Origin of the sequence: Rhodovarius lipocyclicus (assembly GCF_009900765.1) — a bacterium.
Taxonomy (GTDB): Bacteria; Pseudomonadota; Alphaproteobacteria; order Acetobacterales; family Acetobacteraceae; genus Rhodovarius; species Rhodovarius lipocyclicus.
On record NZ_JAAABL010000021.1, the window covers coordinates 48,577 to 62,310 of the forward strand.

A 13,734-nucleotide genomic window follows, 5' to 3' on the forward strand; every position below is an offset into this window, starting at 1 on the left:
AGGGGGCGGAGCCCCTTGGCTTTTCACCCCCCAAGTATCGCCAGCGCTTCCGCCATCAGGCCCGGGTCCCCCAGCGCCAGCACATCCCCGGCCGAATCCAGCGTCAGTGCGCGGCCGTGCCAATCCGTCAGGCTGCCGCCCGCGCCCTGGATCACGGGTGCCAGGGCGGCCCAATCCCAGGGTTTCAGGGTCGATTCCGCCACCACGTCGATCGCGCCCAGCGCCAGCAGGCCGTAGCCATAGGCATCCCCGCCCCAGGTCGCGCGCTTGCAGGCGGCGCGCAGGGTTTCGAAGCGCGGCAGGTCGTGGGCGGTGAAGATGTCGGGGGCTGTGCAGCTCAGCTCCGCCTCGGCCAGGGTGGCGCAGGGGCGGCAGCCGGCGGTGCCGCCGAAGGGGCCGGTGAAGACCGTGGCCTGCCCGGCCACGCCCAGCCAGCGCTCACGCGTGGCGGGCTGGTCGATGATGCCCAGCACGGGCTTGCCCCGGTGCAGCAGCGAAATCAGGGTGGTGAACAGCGGCCGGCCGGTGATGAAGGCGCGGGTGCCGTCGATGGGGTCCAGCAGCCACACCCATTCGGCGTCGGCGCGGTCGGGGCCGAATTCCTCGCCCCAGATGCCGTGGTCAGGGAAGCGCTGGCCGAGGAATTCGCGCAACGCCACCTCGGCGCCGCGATCGGCGGCGGTGACGGGCGATTCGTCGGCCTTGCCCTCCACCGCCAGCGGGCGGCGAAAATAGGGCAGGATGACGCGCCCGGCCAGATCGGCGGCCTCGGTGGCCGCCGCGACGATCCCGGGCGCGACGGTCATGCTCAGGGCAGCGGGACCGGGTTGGCCGCCAGGCTGCGCAGATAGGCGATGACGTCCGCGCGCTGCTCGATGTTGCGGATGCCGGCGAAGGCCATGCGCGTGCCGGGGACGGTGGTGCCCGGATGCGCCAGGAAGTTGTTCAGCGCCTCATAATCCCACGGGTGGCCCGCCTTGGCGCGCATCGCGTTGGAGTAGCTGAAGCCTTCATGCGCCGCGTGGTCGCGGCCGACCACACCGTACAGGTTCGGGCCCACCGCGTTGCGGCCGCCTTCGGTGAAGGTGTGGCAGGAGCCGCACTGGCGGGTGGCGATGGTGCGGCCGTTGTCGGCGTTCGCCGCGGCCAGCAGCGGTACGATCGGCGGTTCGGCCGGCACCTCGGCCGGGGCGGCGGGGGCGCCACCGGCGGCGGGCGCGCCCTGAATGGTGATGGCCGCGTGTTCCAGCTTGTGCGGGTGCACCAGAAGTTCACCCAGGAAGCCCGCGCCCATGAAAACCACACCGGCCACCAGCGGCGCGGCGAAGATCTTGTTCAGCTCCAGATTCGCCATCGGGACCCGTAACCTTCCTGCATGCATGCCACCGCGCGAAAACGCCCGCGCGATCCTTGTCTTATTGCTGCACCACAGCCCAGCTTGGCAAGGGGCGGAGGGCTTCCTAAGACGCGCCGCACCATATAGGCCTGCTCGGAAGCCTTCAATCTCCCCCGATGAACCGCAAAGGTGCTGTTTCGTGAACCCGATCATTGTCATACCGGCACGCATGGGCAGCAGCCGGCTGCCCGGCAAGCCTCTGGCCGACATCCATGGCCAGCCCATGATCGTGCATGTTCTGCGCCGCGCGCTGGAGGCCGGGATCGGCCCCGTGGCCGTCGCGGCCGGTGAGCCCGAGATCGTCGCCGCCGTGCGGGCGGCCGGCGGCACCGCCGTGCTGGTGGCTGAGGATCTGCCCTCCGGCACGGATCGCGTGAAGCGCGCGGTGGATGTGCTGGACCCCGAGGGCCGGCACGACGTGGTGGTGAATTTGCAGGGCGACGCGCCGACGCTGGCGCCGGAGCTGCTCTCGGCCGTGCTGCGCCCGTTGGCGGACCCGGGGGTGGAGATCGGCAGCCTGGTCGCCCCCATCGCCGATGCGCGGGAAGCGGCGAAGGACAGCTACGTCAAATGCGCCTGCGCCTTCGCGCCGGGCCAGGATGTGGCGCCAGCCCCCTATTTCAGCCGCGCGGCCGTGCCGTGGGGCGAGGGGCCGCTGTGGCACCATATCGGTGTCTATGCCTATCGCCGGGCGGCGCTGGAACGCTTCGTCACCCTGCCGGAAAGCCCGCTGGAGAAGCGCGAGAAGCTGGAACAGCTCCGCGCCCTGGAAGCTGGCATGCGCATCGCCGTGGCCCGCGTGCCGCACGGCCCCTTCGGCGTGGACACGCCCGAGGATCTGGAACACGCCCGAGAGCTGCTGAAAGCCTGAACCATGCCCATCATCGCCTTCCAGGGCGTCCCCGGCGCCTATTCCGACCTGGCCTGCCGCCACGCCTATCCCGGCTGGACCACCATGCCCTGCGCCAGCTTCGAGGCCGCCATCGAGGCGGTGCGCGACGGCGCGGCCGAGCTGGCCATGCTGCCCTGTGAGAACAACCTGGCCGGCCGCGTGCCCGACATCCACCGCATGCTGCCCGACAGCGGCCTGTTCGTTGTGGGCGAGCATTTCGAGCGCGTGGAACACTGCCTGCTGGCCAACAAGGGTGCCACCATCGCCGGGCTGAAGCGCGCGCATTCGCACCCCATGGCGCTGGGCCAGGTGCTGAAGGTGCTGAAGGAGCTGAAGCTGGAGGCCGTGATCGAGGCCGACACCGCCGGCGCCGCCAAGCTGCTGGCCGAGGCCGGCGGGCTGGAGGACGCGGCGATCGCCAGCTCCCTTGCCGCCGAAACCTATGGGTTGGAGATCCTGCGCCGCAATGTCGAGGACGCGGCGGACAACACCACCCGCTTCTACGTCATGTCCCGCGACGCGCGGCTGCCGGCCGTGGGCACGCCGCGCTGCGTGACCACCTTCGTCTTCCAGGTGCGCAGCATTCCGGCCGCGCTGTACAAGGCGCTGGGCGGCTTCGCCACCAATGGCGTGAACCTGACCAAGCTCGAATCCTACATGCTGGGCGGGCGCTTCACCGCCGTGCAGTTCCTGTGCGACGCCGACGGCCACCCGGAGGAACCCGCCATGGCCCGCGCGCTGGAGGAGCTGCGCTTCTTCAGCCATGAGCTGCGCGTGCTGGGCACCTACACCGCCCATCCCTACCGCATCGAGAACGAGAGCAACTGAGCCATGGCGATCCTCCTCTCCACCAAACTGAACGCCATGGAAGCCTGGCGCGACGCGCTGCTGGCGCTGGACCCCACGCTCGACATCCGCATGTTCCCCGATGCCGGCAAGCCGGAGGACATCGAGGCCGCCGTGTGCTGGACCGCGCATGACATGGCCGAGCTGCGCCGCTATCCGAACCTGAAGCTCATCGTCTCCATGGGCGCTGGCGTGGACCACCTGCTGCGCGCCCCGGGCCCGCCGCCGGGCGTGCCGGTGGCCCGCCTGAAGGACGAGATGCTGACCACCGCCATGGGCGAGTGGGTGCTGCTGAACGTGCTGCGCTTCCATCGGCAGGACCTGGAATACCGCGCCCAGCAGGAAGCCCGCATCTGGAACGAGCTGCCCGCCCCCTTCACCGCCGAGCGCCGCGTGGGCTTCCTGGGCCTGGGGCAGCTGGGGGCGCACGCCGCCCAGCTATGCCGCCACCTGGGCTTCCCGGTGCTGGGCTGGACGCGCAACCCGCGCCAGGTCGAGGGCATCCGGTGCTTCCACGGCGACGCCGGGCTGCGCGACATGCTGCGCCAGACCGACATTCTGTGCTGCCTGCTGCCGCTGACGCCGGACACGCGCGGGGTGATCAACAAGGACACGCTCGGCCTGCTGCCGCGCGGGGCCTATGTGATCAACTCCGCCCGCGGCGGGCATGTGGTGGATGCCGACCTGCTGGCGGCCCTCGACAGCGGCCATGTGGCCGCCGCCGCGCTGGATGTGTTCGAGCCGGAACCCCTGCCGGCCGACCACCCCTATTGGGGCCACCCGAAGGTGCTGGTCTGGCCGCATGCCAGCAGCATCACCATCCCGCGCAGCGCCGCACCGCAGGTGGTGGAAAACCTGAAGCGCCTGAAGGATGGGCGGGAACTGATCAACCTGGTGGATTTCAGCGCGGGGTATTGAGGGCGTAGCCCAGGGGGCGCCGCCCCCTGGACCCCCGGCAGGAGCCGAAAGGCCCCTGCACCCCATCAGTTTGGCGCCATACAGTGCCAAGGTGTTTCTTATTGATTTTAATAATGAAAATGGCGCCTTACCTGCCAAGGTAAGGCGCCAAACGCATGGGTTCAAAGGGTTGCTACAACCCTTTGCGGGGTCGCCAGGGGCAGCGCCCCTGGCTGGGGGCCCGGGGGCAACGCCCCCGTATCCTCACTCCGGCTTGATATTCGCCTGCCGGATCAGATCCCCCCACCGCTGTGTCTCGCTGGCCAGGGTGGTGCGCAGTTGGTTCGCGTCGCCGGTCACCAGTTCCACCCCTTGTTCGGCCAGGCGCGCGCGCAGGTCCGGGTCGCTGGTCGCGGCGCCCAGGGCGCGGCCGGCCTTGGCCAGGATGGGTTCCGGCGTGCCGGCGGGCGCGAACAGCCCTTGCCAGAAGGTCACTTCATAGCCCGGCAGCGTGTCCGAGATCGGCGGCAGGTTAGGGAAGTTCGGCAGCCGCTGGCCCAGGGTGACGGCGATGCCGCGCGTGGCCCCTGTGCTCAGGTGCGGCACGGCTTCCAGCACGGCGGAGAACATGGCCTGCACCCGCCCCTGGGCCAGGTCCAGCGCGCCGGGCACGCCGCCGCGATAGGGCACGTGCAGCACGTCGATGCCGGCCTGGCGCTTGAACAGTTCGATCGCCAGGTGGTTCACGGCGCCGGTGCCGCTGCTGGCCCAGGTGATCTCGCCGGGCTTGGACTTCGCGTAGGCGATCAGCTCCGCCAGGTTGGTGGCGGGCACGGAGGGATGGACGTGCAGGATGAAGGGCGTGCGGAACACCATGCCCACCGGCACCAGCTCGCGCTGCGGCTCACGCGGGGTCAGGGTGGGCTGGAAGGCGGGGTTGATGGCCAGGGTGGTGGTGCCCATGCCCAGCGTGTAGCCATCCGGCCGCGCCCGCACGACGGAGGTGGTGGCGACCGAGGTGGCCGCCCCCGGCCGGTTTTCCACCAGCACCGCCTGGCCCAGCTCGCGCGTCATGCGCTCGGCGACGAGGCGGGAGGAGGTGTCGGTGACGCCGCCGGGCGGATAGCCCTCGACGATGGTGATGCTGCGGGTGGGCCATTCGGCGGTCTGGGCGCGGGCCGAGGCGAAGGGGGCGAGGAATGGCGCGGCCAGCAGGGCGCGGCGCCCCGCGATGGGCAGGGTCATGGTGTGGTTCCTTGGACGTGTCGCCCTGTGTCCGGGCGTGATGGCGCATGGTGGGGGCGGAAGCGGGCGGCGCGCAAGCGGGCATCGGCGCTTGTGTTGGGCGGCTGGAATTCTTACTCTTACCCGTAAGAGTAAGAGGTTCCGATGCGCATCACCTCCAAGGGCCAGGTCACCATCCCGGCCGCCATCCGCGAACAGGCCGGGCTGCTGCCCGATACCGAGGTCGAATTCGAATTCGACGGCAAGGCGGTGCGCCTGCGCCCCGTCCGCGCCCGCAAGGCCGAGGGCCGGGGCGCGCGGCTGGTCGCGCATCTGCGCGGCCGTGGCGACGTGGCGATGAGCACTGACGCCATCATGGCGCTGACCCGCGAGGATTGATTGGCCGTCCTGGTCGACAGCAATGTCCTGCTGGATGTGATGACGGAGGACCCGGCCTGGTTCGCCTGGTCCTCCGGCGCGCTGGCGGAGGCGGCCGATGGCGCCCGGCTGGTCATCAACCCGGTGATCTACGCGGAGGTCTCGGTGCGGTATTCCCGCATCGAGGAGCTGGACGCCGCCCTGCCCAGAAGCCTGTTCGACCGGGAGGCACTGCCTTACGAGGCCGCCTTCCTGGCCGGGAAGTGCTTCCTGGCCTACCGGCGCCGGGGCGGTGAGAAGCGCTCGCCCCTGCCGGATTTCCTGATCGGCGCGCATGCGGCGGTGGCCGGCTATACGCTGCTGACGCGCGATGCGGCGCGGTATCGCAGCTACTTCCCGAAGCTGGCCCTGATCACGCCTTAATCCGCGCGCGGATGCGCCCCGCGCCACGTCTCCAGCAGCTTCGCCGCGTCCACCGCCGTGTAGCGCTGCGTGGTGGACAGGCTGGCATGGCCCAGCAATTCCTGGATCGCGCGCAGGTCCCCACCGCCGCCCAGCAGATGCGTGGCGAAGCTGTGCCGCAGCGCGTGCGGTGTGGCGTGTTCCGGCAGCCCGGCCAGCCGGCGGTAGTTGCGCATGGATTTCTGCGCGATCGCGGGGTCCAGCCGCTTGCCGCGCGCGCCCAGGAACAGCGGCTCGTCAGGCGCGGCATCGGGGCGATGGGCCAGCCAGCCCGCCATCGCCTGCCGCACGGCGGGCAGCACGGGCACGATGCGCGTCTTGCCGCCCTTGCCGGTGATGCGCAGCGGCAGCTCCGCGCCCGGCAGCGGCGCGTCGCGGATGTCCAGGCCCAGCGCCTCGCTGATGCGCAGGCCGCAGCCATACAGCAGGGTGAACAGCGCCACGTCCCGCGCGGCCTGGAAATCCGGGCGCTCCGCATTCGGGGTGGCATGGACCAGGCCGACCTCGGCGGCCAGGGCCCGGGCCTCCTGCGCCTCCAGCGCGCGGGGCACGGGGCGCGGCAGGCGCGGGCCGCGCAGGCCCGAGAGGGTGGGCGCCGCCATCCCCTCCCGCCGCGCCAGGAAGCGCAGATAGCCGCGCACGGCCGCCAGTTGCCGCGCGCGGGTGGCGGCGCCCGCCCCCTCCTGCGCGCGCTGGGCCAGGAAGCCGCGGATATCGGCGGGCTTCAGGGCCGAGAGGGAGGCGAGGTCCGGCTCCCGCCCCTGATACCGCGTCAGGAAGCCCAGGAACTGCGCCACGTCGCGCTGATAGGCCTCCAGCGTGTGGGGGCTGGCGCGGCGCTCATCGGCCAGCCAGGCCAGGTAGCGGTCGAGCATCATGGGCTTGGCATCATCGGCTGAGCGCCGCGCCGATGGCGCGCCCCAGGAAGATCAGGCTCTCCAGCCCCGTGCCGGGCAGCATCTCCGGCTCCCGCGCGCCGAGGGCCAGCAGCATGGGCTGCGCCGAGGGGATGCGCGCCAGCGCGTCGCGGCGGATCAGGGGCGCTGCCTCCCGGTGGAACAGCTCGGTCTCGCGCGGCACGGGGCGCAGGATGGCCTCGCGCCCGGCGGGCAGCACGCGCTTCAGCGTGCCGGCCGGCAGCCGCGCCACATGGGCGCGGGCCGTGCGCTCGCACCCCACCAGGCAGGAATCGAGGCCCAGCAGCGCGGGCCATTCCTGCGTCACGCATTCCAGCGGGTCACGCGCGCGCATCAGGGCCAGCACCGCTTCCTGCGCGCGGGCGGCCAGGCCCGTGCCGGCGCGGCCGCTGGCCAGGGCCTGCTGCATGTCGGCCGCGCCCGCACGCACGCGGTCGCGGGCGGCGGCCAGCATGGCGGCCATGTGGTCGGCCATCGCCTCCCCATGCACGCGGGCAGGGGGGGCCAGCACCAGGTACAGCTCCGGGTTTTCCGCCAGAAAACCCGGGTTCGCACGCAGCCAGGCCTCGACATCCTGCCGGGTCGGGAGGCGCGCGGTCATGGGTTCAGCGTCCTGCCCGCGGCGCGCGATGCGCGGCGCGGATGAGCAGGCCGCTCACGGCGTTCCCGGGCGTCAGAGAATGCTCTGGCCCGTCTTGGCCCAATCGGCCAGGAAGGCTTCCAGCCCCTTGTCGGTCAGCGGGTGCTTGAACAGCATGCGGATGGTGGCCGGCCCCATGGTGGCCACATGCGCGCCCAGCTTGGCGGACTGCAGGATGTGCACCGGGTGGCGCACGGAAGCGACCAGCACCTCGGTCTTGAAGGCGTAGTTGCGATAGATCTGCACCACGTCCGCGATCAGACCCATGCCGTCCTGCCCGATATCGTCCAGCCGGCCGACGAAGGGAGAGATGAAGGTCGCCCCCGCCTTGGCCGCCAGCAGCGCCTGGTTGGCCGAAAAGCACAGCGTGACGTTCACGGGCGTGCCTTCATCGGCCAGCGTGCGGCACACGCGCAGCCCGGCCTCGGTCAGCGGCACCTTCACGCACACGTTCTTGGCGATGCCGCGCAGATAGCGGCCCTCGGCTAGCATCGTCTCGAAATCGGTGGACACCGCCTCGGCGGAGACCGGGCCCGGCGTCAGTTCGCAGATTTCCGCGATGACATCGGCCATCTTGCGGCCGGACTTGGCGATCAGGCTGGGGTTGGTCGTCACGCCATCGAGAAGGCCGGTCTGCGCCATGGCGCGGATCTCGGACACATCGGCGGTGTCCACGAAGAATTTCATGGGTGGTCGGTTCCCTTGGGGGGTGGAAATCTGACGGCCCGGCCCGGGTTGCCCTCGGACCGGTCCTGACCCCATGTGCATAGCCCATGCCACCATCCTCGGCCAGTTTGTTCCCGGAAAAGCCGCCCCACGGCGTGCCCGTGCTGCTGCCGCTGCCCCTGGGCGGCACCTATGATTACGCCGTGCCGCCGGGGCTGCATGCGGAACCGGGCAGCTTCGTCGTGGTGCCGCTGGGCCCGCGCCGCATGCTGGGCGTGGTGTGGGACCGCACGCCGGATGCCCCTGCGCCCGCCATCAAGCTGCGCCCGCTGATCGAGGTGCTGCCCGCGCCGCCCATGCGCCCGGCGCTGCGCCAGTTCATCGATTGGGTGGCGAACTACACGCTCAGCCCGCCCGGCGCCGTGCTGCGCATGGCCATGAGCGCGCCCACGGCGCTGGAAAAACCCGCGATTCGCGCGGGCTGGCGCCCCACCGGCACCGGCGTGGGCCGCCTGACGCCCGACCGCGCGAAGGTGCTGGAGGCCCTGGCCGCCCATTCCCCCCAGCCCGGCGAGGCCCTGCCCGCCACCCCCGCCGTGCTGCGCGGCATGGCCAAGGCGGGGATGATCGAACCCGCCCTGCTGCCCGCCGCCCCGCGCTTCACGCCCCCCGACCCGGAGCACCCCGGCCCCGCCTTGTCCGAGACCCAGGCCGGGGTGGCGGAGGCCTTGCGGGCCCGGGTGGCGGCGCATGAATTCTCCGTGACCCTGCTGCGGGGCGTCACCGGCTCGGGCAAGACGGAGACCTATCTGGATGCCGTCGCGGAGTGCCTGCGCCACGGCCGCCAGGCGCTGGTGCTGCTGCCGGAGATCGCGCTCTCCTCCCAGTGGCTCGCCCGCTTCCGCGCGCGCTTCGGCTGCGCGCCGGCGCTGTGGCACAGCGAGCTGTCCCCGGCGGTGCGGCGCGACACCTGGCGCGCGGTGGCGGAGGGCTCGGCCCCCGTGCTGGTGGGCGCGCGCTCCGCGCTGTTCCTGCCCTTTCCCGATCTCGGCCTGATCATCGTGGATGAGGAGCACGAGACCGCCTTCAAGCAGGAGGACGGCGTGGTCTATCACGCGCGCGACATGGCGGTGGTGCGGGCGCGATTCAGCGAGGCCCCCTGCGTGCTGGTCAGCGCGACGCCGAGCCTGGAGACCATCGCGAATGTGGAGGCCGGGCGGTATTCCGAACTGACCCTGCCCACCCGCCACGGCGGCGCCAGCCTGCCGGAGATCGAGGTGCTGGACATGCGCGCCCACCCGCCCGAGCGTGGCCGCTTCCTGGCGCCGCCCCTGGTCGAGGCGATCGAGGCCACGCTCGCGCGCGGGGAGCAGGCGATGCTGTTCCTCAACCGCCGCGGCTACGCGCCGCTGACGCTGTGCCGCACCTGCGGCCACCGCATGCAGTGCCCCAACTGCACCGCCTGGCTGGTGGAACACCGCGCCCAGCGCCGCCTGCAATGCCACCATTGCGGCCATGCGGAGCCCATCCCCGTCCGCTGCCCCGAATGCAACGCGGAAAACAGCCTGACCGCCATCGGCCCGGGGGTGGAGCGCGTGCAGGAGGAAGCGGCCCTGCTGTTCCCCGATGCACGGCGCCTGGTGATGGCCAGCGACAACATCCCCGGCCCCGCCGCCGCCGCCGAGGCCGCCCGCCGCATCGAGGACCGGGAGGTGGACCTGGTGATCGGCACCCAGATCGTCGCCAAGGGCTGGCACTTTCCGCATTTGACGCTGGTCGGCGTGGTGGATGCCGACCTGGGCCTGGCGGGCGGGGACCTGCGCGCCGCGGAACGCACGGTGCAGCTGCTGCACCAGGTCGCCGGCCGCGCCGGCCGGGCGGAGGCCCCGGGCCGCGTGCTGTTGCAGAGCTTCTCCCCCGAACACCCGGTGATGCAGGCGCTGCTGCACCATGACCTCGGCGCCTTCGTGGCCGAGGAGAAGGCCCAGCGCGCCCCCGGCCACTGGCCGCCCTATGGCCGCCTCGCCGCGCTGATCGTCAGTGGCGAGGACCCGGTGGAGACGGCGCGCATCGCCCGCGCCCTGGGCCTGGCGGCGCCCGAGATGCCGGGCGTGCAGGTGCTGGGCCCCGCCCCCGCGCCGCTGGCCATGCTGCGCGGCCGCCATCGCCACCGCCTGCTGCTGAAGGCCCCGCGCGGCATCGCCGTACAGCCCCTGCTGCGCGCCTGGCTGGCGCGGGTGGAGGTGCCCAACGCCGTCCGCGTGCAGGTGGATGTGGACCCGGTGAGTTTCCTGTGAGCGCCCTTGCCGCCATCCCCGCGCACCGCCATCCTGCGCGCTGTTGGGACAGGGAGCGGACAGCGTGACAACCCCCGCGCGGATACTGGTCACGGGCGCGACGGGCTTCGTCGGCGGCCACCTGCTGCCCGCGCTGCGCCAGGCCTTTCCGGCCGCCACGCTGATCGCCGGCCTGCACCACGACCCGGCACCGGGCTGGGACGAGGCCCTGCCCACACCGCTCGACTCCGAGGCGGCGCTGGCCGAGGCGTTGGCCGAGGCCGCCCCCGACGCCGTGGTGCATCTGGCCGCGCAATCCAACGTCGCCGAAAGCTTCCGCGCGCCGGAGGCCACCTGGAACGCCAACCTGTTCGGCGCCCTGCGCCTGGGCGGCGCCATCCTGCGCGCGGCGCCGAAGGCCCGGCTGCTGTTCGCCTCCACCGGCGAGGTCTACGGCCTGTCCTTCCAGCGCGCGGAGCCGCTGGACGAGGACGCGCCGCTGGCACCGGGAAACCCCTATGCCGCCGCCAAGGCCGCCGCCGACCTGGCGCTGGGCGAGATGGCGCTGCGCGGCCTGCGGGTGGTGCGCATGCGGCCGCTGAACCATGTGGGGCCGGGGCAGGGGACGGCCTTCGTCGTCTCGGCCTTCGCCCGGCAGGCGGCGCGGATCGCGGCGGGGCTGCAGCCGCCGGTGATGCAGGTGGGCGCGCTGGAACGCTGGCGGGATTTCCTGGACGTGCGCGATGTCTGCGCCGCCTATGCCCTGGCGCTGGGCCGGTTCGACGATCTGCCCCAGGGCGCCATCATCAACCTGGCCAGCGGCACGCCGCGCAAGGTGGGGGATATCCTACACGCGCTGCTGGCGCGCGCCGGGGTTTCCGCCCAGGTCGAGGAAGTGGCCGCCGCCCTGCGCCCGAACGACCTGCTGCGCTCCTGCGGGAATGCCGCCCGCGCGCGGGAATGGCTGGGCTGGGCGCCCGTGATCCCGTGGGAGACGACGCTGGACGATGTCTACGCGGATTGGCGGGCGCGGGTTTAGACACCCTTCAGCCCGCCGCCTGCTCCTTCGCCAGCGCGGCCGCGATCGCCGGTTCCCCGAACACCTTGGCCATCAGCGCGTTCAGCGCCGCCAGGCCCGAGATGTCGAGCTTCAGATACCCGGCGAAGCTGGCCAGCAGGGCCAGGAACAGGTCGGGCGCCGTGATCCGCCCATTGCCCATCAGGGTCGCGTCCGGCGCCACATGGCGGTCGGCGAATTCCAGCGCCGCCATGGCGCGTTTGATGCTGGCCGCGCGCAGCACGGCGGCGGCGGCCGCATCCCCATCCACCATCCGCTCCGGCTGGAACGCGACGGAGAAGCTGCGCCCCATCTGCAGATGGCACCAGGCCAGCCAGGACAGGGCGATGGCCCGCTGCGGATGGGCGGGCGGCAGCAGGCCGCTGGCCGGCGCCATGTCCGCCACCCAGGTCAGGATGGCGGGCAGTTCGGTCACGGTGCCGCCGCTGGGCAATTGCAGCGCCGGCACCTCTCCCTTCGGGTTGATGGCCAGGTAGTCCGGCGTCTGGTGCTCACCGCCGCGCAGGGAGATGAAGCGCACATCCACCGGCAGCCCCGCATAGGCCACGGCCATATGGGCCAGCGTGCCGCTGGTGCTGGCGGAGGTCCAGAGCGTGGCGACCGGTGATGTCATGGCCTTACGCCAGCCCTTCGGCGGCCAGGGCCCGCTGCACGGCCGGGCGGGCCAGCATGCGCGCGTAATGGGCCGCGACCTTCGGCGGCAGTTCCTTGCCCATCCGCGCCACCCACCAGAAGCTGACATAGAACAGCGCGCTGTCGGCGAAGGAGTAGTCGCCCGCCACATAGTCCTGCGTCGCCAGCTTCGCCTCGAACCAGGCCAGGCCCTTTTCGAAGATCTGCTGGCCGCGCGCCTTGATGGCGTCGCCGTCGCTCTCGGTCGGGCCGAAATTGGTGGGGCGGAACATGCGGCTGAACCCCTGCATGTGCAGGCTGGCCACGCAGTAGTCGGTCGCCTCCAGCGCGCGGGTCAGGCCCTCGGTGGTGGCGGGCAGCAGCTTGGCGGCCGGGTTGCTGGCGGCCAGCCAATAGGCGATGGCGGGGTATTCCGTCAGCACGCTGTCGTCGTCGCGCTGCAGCGCCGGCACCTTGGACTTCGCCGTGACGGCCACGAATTCCGGCTTGAACTGCGCGCCTTCCTTCAGGTTCACCAGCACCGCCTCATAGGGCGCGCCGATTTCCTCCAGCAGCACATGGATGCCGAGCGAACAGGCGCCCGGGGAATAGAACAGCTTGGTCATCAGAAGGTGGCCTCCGTTTCGAGTGCTTTTTTCACCGCCGGGCGGGCCAGCATGGCCTGGTAATGCGCGGCGAGCTTGGGGGGCAGGGGCGTGGCGGTGCGGTTCACCGTCCAGGCCTCCAGGAAGAACAGGGCGGTGTCGGCCACCGTGTACTGTTCGCCCATGTACCAGGGGCCCTTGAAGGCGGCTTCCAGCACCTTCAGGTAGCCTTCGCGCGCCTCGGTCGCCTGGGCGATCACGCGGGCCTCGTCGTCCTTGTCCTTCGCGAAGCGGCCGACGCGGAATTCGCGCGTGTAGCCCAGAGGGTGCACCGTGCCGCAGATATAGTCCATCACCTCCAGCACCTCGGCCTGGCCATCGAGGTCGGCGGGCAGCAGCCCGGCCTCGGGCGCGGAGCGGCCCAGATACAGCGCGATGGTGGGGAATTCGGTCAGCAGCTTGCCATTGTCGCGGATCAGCGCCGGCACCTTGCCCTTCGGGTTGATGGCCAGATAGGCGGGCTTCAGGTTGTCGGCCTGCTTCGTGTTCACGAAGGCCAGCTCGAAGGGCTTGCCGATCTCATTGAGGATGATGTGCAGCCCGACGCTGCAGGCGCCGGGGGCAAAGAACAGCTTCATGTCTTCCGCGACCTTGGTTGCTTGGCACGGACGCTAGCCAACCGGCGGGCGTGGCGGAAGGGTCAGAGGAACCACGAAATCGCGGCATAGCCCGCGACGGGCGGGGGCACCCGCCGGGCGGCGCGGGCATCCACGCCCCCCAGCGCCACCGCCGGCCGCCCCGCGCGGCGCGCCAGCCACGCCCAGCCATGCGCGCCCAGCCCCCGC

General features: G+C 71.6%; 16 protein-coding genes. 7 read left to right on the forward strand and 9 right to left on the reverse strand.

From position 1 onward, the window contains the following. Positions 1 to 23 precede the first annotated feature (23 nt). A complete protein-coding gene (locus GT007_RS14185) occupies positions 24 to 806 on the reverse strand; it encodes an inositol monophosphatase family protein (RefSeq protein WP_160122282.1) in 783 nt (260 codons plus the stop codon). Between the two features lie 2 nt (positions 807 to 808). Continuing rightward, positions 809 to 1,354 carry a c-type cytochrome gene (locus tag GT007_RS14190; RefSeq protein ID WP_160122283.1) on the reverse strand — a complete coding sequence of 182 codons (546 nt, stop codon included), beginning with the start codon at positions 1,352 to 1,354 and terminating at the stop codon, positions 809 to 811. Positions 1,355 to 1,535: 181 nt separating this feature from the next. On the opposite strand from GT007_RS14190, the gene GT007_RS14195 reads away from it, so the two are divergent. From GT007_RS14195 to GT007_RS14205, 3 genes are read left to right on the forward strand one after another with little or no spacing between them, the layout of a single operon-like run. Then, on the forward strand, positions 1,536 to 2,267 hold the full coding sequence (locus GT007_RS14195) for a 3-deoxy-manno-octulosonate cytidylyltransferase (protein ID WP_160122284.1): 732 nt from the start codon (positions 1,536 to 1,538) through the stop codon (positions 2,265 to 2,267). A 3-nt stretch (positions 2,268 to 2,270) separates the two neighbouring features. Then, positions 2,271 to 3,116 carry a prephenate dehydratase gene (locus GT007_RS14200; RefSeq protein WP_160122285.1) on the forward strand — a complete coding sequence of 282 codons (846 nt, stop codon included), beginning with the start codon at positions 2,271 to 2,273 and terminating at the stop codon, positions 3,114 to 3,116. Between the two features lie 3 nt (positions 3,117 to 3,119). Beyond that, positions 3,120 to 4,052, forward strand: a complete 933-nt coding sequence (locus GT007_RS14205; protein WP_160122286.1) for a 2-hydroxyacid dehydrogenase — start codon at positions 3,120 to 3,122, stop codon at positions 4,050 to 4,052. A 243-nt stretch (positions 4,053 to 4,295) separates the two neighbouring features. Here GT007_RS14205 and GT007_RS14210 read toward each other — a convergent pair whose 3' ends face one another. After that, positions 4,296 to 5,276: a Bug family tripartite tricarboxylate transporter substrate binding protein gene (locus GT007_RS14210; protein ID WP_160122287.1), complete on the reverse strand. Its 981-nt coding sequence runs from the start codon at positions 5,274 to 5,276 to the stop codon at positions 4,296 to 4,298. Positions 5,277 to 5,420: 144 nt separating this feature from the next. Here GT007_RS14210 and GT007_RS14215 point away from each other — a divergent pair, with 144 nt between their 5' ends. After that, positions 5,421 to 5,654 (forward strand): AbrB/MazE/SpoVT family DNA-binding domain-containing protein, encoded by a 234-nt coding sequence (locus GT007_RS14215; RefSeq protein WP_160122288.1) that lies wholly within the window; start codon positions 5,421 to 5,423, stop codon positions 5,652 to 5,654. Next, positions 5,655 to 6,056 (forward strand): type II toxin-antitoxin system VapC family toxin, encoded by a 402-nt coding sequence (locus GT007_RS14220; RefSeq protein ID WP_160122289.1) that lies wholly within the window; start codon positions 5,655 to 5,657, stop codon positions 6,054 to 6,056. Here the strand turns inward: GT007_RS14220 and GT007_RS14225 are convergent. From GT007_RS14225 to fsa, 3 genes are all read right to left on the reverse strand, one after another. Next, positions 6,053 to 6,973 (reverse strand): tyrosine recombinase XerC, encoded by a 921-nt coding sequence (locus tag GT007_RS14225; RefSeq protein ID WP_160122290.1) that lies wholly within the window; start codon positions 6,971 to 6,973, stop codon positions 6,053 to 6,055. The genes GT007_RS14220 and GT007_RS14225 overlap by 4 nt on opposite strands. Positions 6,974 to 6,983: 10 nt before the next feature. Continuing rightward, a complete protein-coding gene (locus tag GT007_RS14230; protein WP_160122291.1) occupies positions 6,984 to 7,613 on the reverse strand; it encodes a GAF domain-containing protein in 630 nt (209 codons plus the stop codon). A gap of 72 nt (positions 7,614 to 7,685) precedes the next feature. Next, positions 7,686 to 8,339: a fructose-6-phosphate aldolase gene (gene fsa / locus GT007_RS14235; protein WP_160122292.1), complete on the reverse strand. Its 654-nt coding sequence runs from the start codon at positions 8,337 to 8,339 to the stop codon at positions 7,686 to 7,688. An 86-nt stretch (positions 8,340 to 8,425) separates the two neighbouring features. Here fsa and GT007_RS14240 point away from each other — a divergent pair, with 86 nt between their 5' ends. Beyond that, positions 8,426 to 10,615 carry a primosomal protein N' gene (locus GT007_RS14240; RefSeq protein WP_160122293.1) on the forward strand — a complete coding sequence of 730 codons (2,190 nt, stop codon included), beginning with the start codon at positions 8,426 to 8,428 and terminating at the stop codon, positions 10,613 to 10,615. 64 nt (positions 10,616 to 10,679) lie between these two features. After that, positions 10,680 to 11,633 (forward strand): NAD-dependent epimerase/dehydratase family protein, encoded by a 954-nt coding sequence (locus tag GT007_RS14245; RefSeq protein WP_160122294.1) that lies wholly within the window; start codon positions 10,680 to 10,682, stop codon positions 11,631 to 11,633. A gap of 7 nt (positions 11,634 to 11,640) precedes the next feature. On the opposite strand, the gene GT007_RS14250 is transcribed toward GT007_RS14245, so the two are convergent. Genes GT007_RS14250 through GT007_RS14260 form a run of 3 tightly spaced genes read right to left on the reverse strand, consistent with a single transcriptional unit; the run spans position 11,641 to position 13,527 of the window. After that, complete coding sequence (locus tag GT007_RS14250) at positions 11,641 to 12,285, reverse strand: glutathione S-transferase family protein (protein WP_160122295.1); 645 nt, start codon at positions 12,283 to 12,285, stop codon at positions 11,641 to 11,643. 4 nt (positions 12,286 to 12,289) lie between these two features. Then, complete coding sequence (locus GT007_RS14255) at positions 12,290 to 12,910, reverse strand: glutathione S-transferase family protein (RefSeq protein ID WP_160122296.1); 621 nt, start codon at positions 12,908 to 12,910, stop codon at positions 12,290 to 12,292. Further along, on the reverse strand, positions 12,910 to 13,527 hold the full coding sequence (locus GT007_RS14260) for a glutathione S-transferase family protein (protein WP_160122297.1): 618 nt from the start codon (positions 13,525 to 13,527) through the stop codon (positions 12,910 to 12,912). Before GT007_RS14260 ends, GT007_RS14255 begins: the two co-directional genes overlap by 1 nt. Positions 13,528 to 13,734: the final 207 nt, after the last annotated feature.

Excerpts from the sequence above, each read along its gene's own strand:
- GT007_RS14200 (WP_160122285.1), top strand. The coding sequence starts at position 2,271 with ATGCCCATCATCGCCTTCCAGGGCGTCCCCGGCGCCTATTCCGACCTG.
- GT007_RS14230 (WP_160122291.1), bottom strand. The coding sequence starts at position 7,613 with ATGACCGCGCGCCTCCCGACCCGGCAGGATGTCGAGGCCTGGCTGCGT.
- GT007_RS14255 (WP_160122296.1), bottom strand. The coding sequence starts at position 12,910 with ATGACCAAGCTGTTCTATTCCCCGGGCGCCTGTTCGCTCGGCATCCAT.
- GT007_RS14210 (WP_160122287.1), bottom strand. The coding sequence starts at position 5,276 with ATGACCCTGCCCATCGCGGGGCGCCGCGCCCTGCTGGCCGCGCCATTC.
- GT007_RS14215 (WP_160122288.1), top strand. The coding sequence starts at position 5,421 with ATGCGCATCACCTCCAAGGGCCAGGTCACCATCCCGGCCGCCATCCGC.
- fsa (WP_160122292.1), bottom strand. The coding sequence starts at position 8,339 with ATGAAATTCTTCGTGGACACCGCCGATGTGTCCGAGATCCGCGCCATG.
- GT007_RS14190 (WP_160122283.1), bottom strand. The coding sequence starts at position 1,354 with ATGGCGAATCTGGAGCTGAACAAGATCTTCGCCGCGCCGCTGGTGGCC.
- GT007_RS14205 (WP_160122286.1), top strand. The coding sequence starts at position 3,120 with ATGGCGATCCTCCTCTCCACCAAACTGAACGCCATGGAAGCCTGGCGC.
- GT007_RS14240 (WP_160122293.1), top strand. The coding sequence starts at position 8,426 with ATGCCACCATCCTCGGCCAGTTTGTTCCCGGAAAAGCCGCCCCACGGC.
- GT007_RS14250 (WP_160122295.1), bottom strand. The coding sequence starts at position 12,285 with ATGACATCACCGGTCGCCACGCTCTGGACCTCCGCCAGCACCAGCGGC.
- GT007_RS14185 (WP_160122282.1), bottom strand. The coding sequence starts at position 806 with ATGACCGTCGCGCCCGGGATCGTCGCGGCGGCCACCGAGGCCGCCGAT.
- GT007_RS14260 (WP_160122297.1), bottom strand. The coding sequence starts at position 13,527 with ATGAAGCTGTTCTTTGCCCCCGGCGCCTGCAGCGTCGGGCTGCACATC.
- GT007_RS14225 (WP_160122290.1), bottom strand. The coding sequence starts at position 6,973 with ATGATGCTCGACCGCTACCTGGCCTGGCTGGCCGATGAGCGCCGCGCC.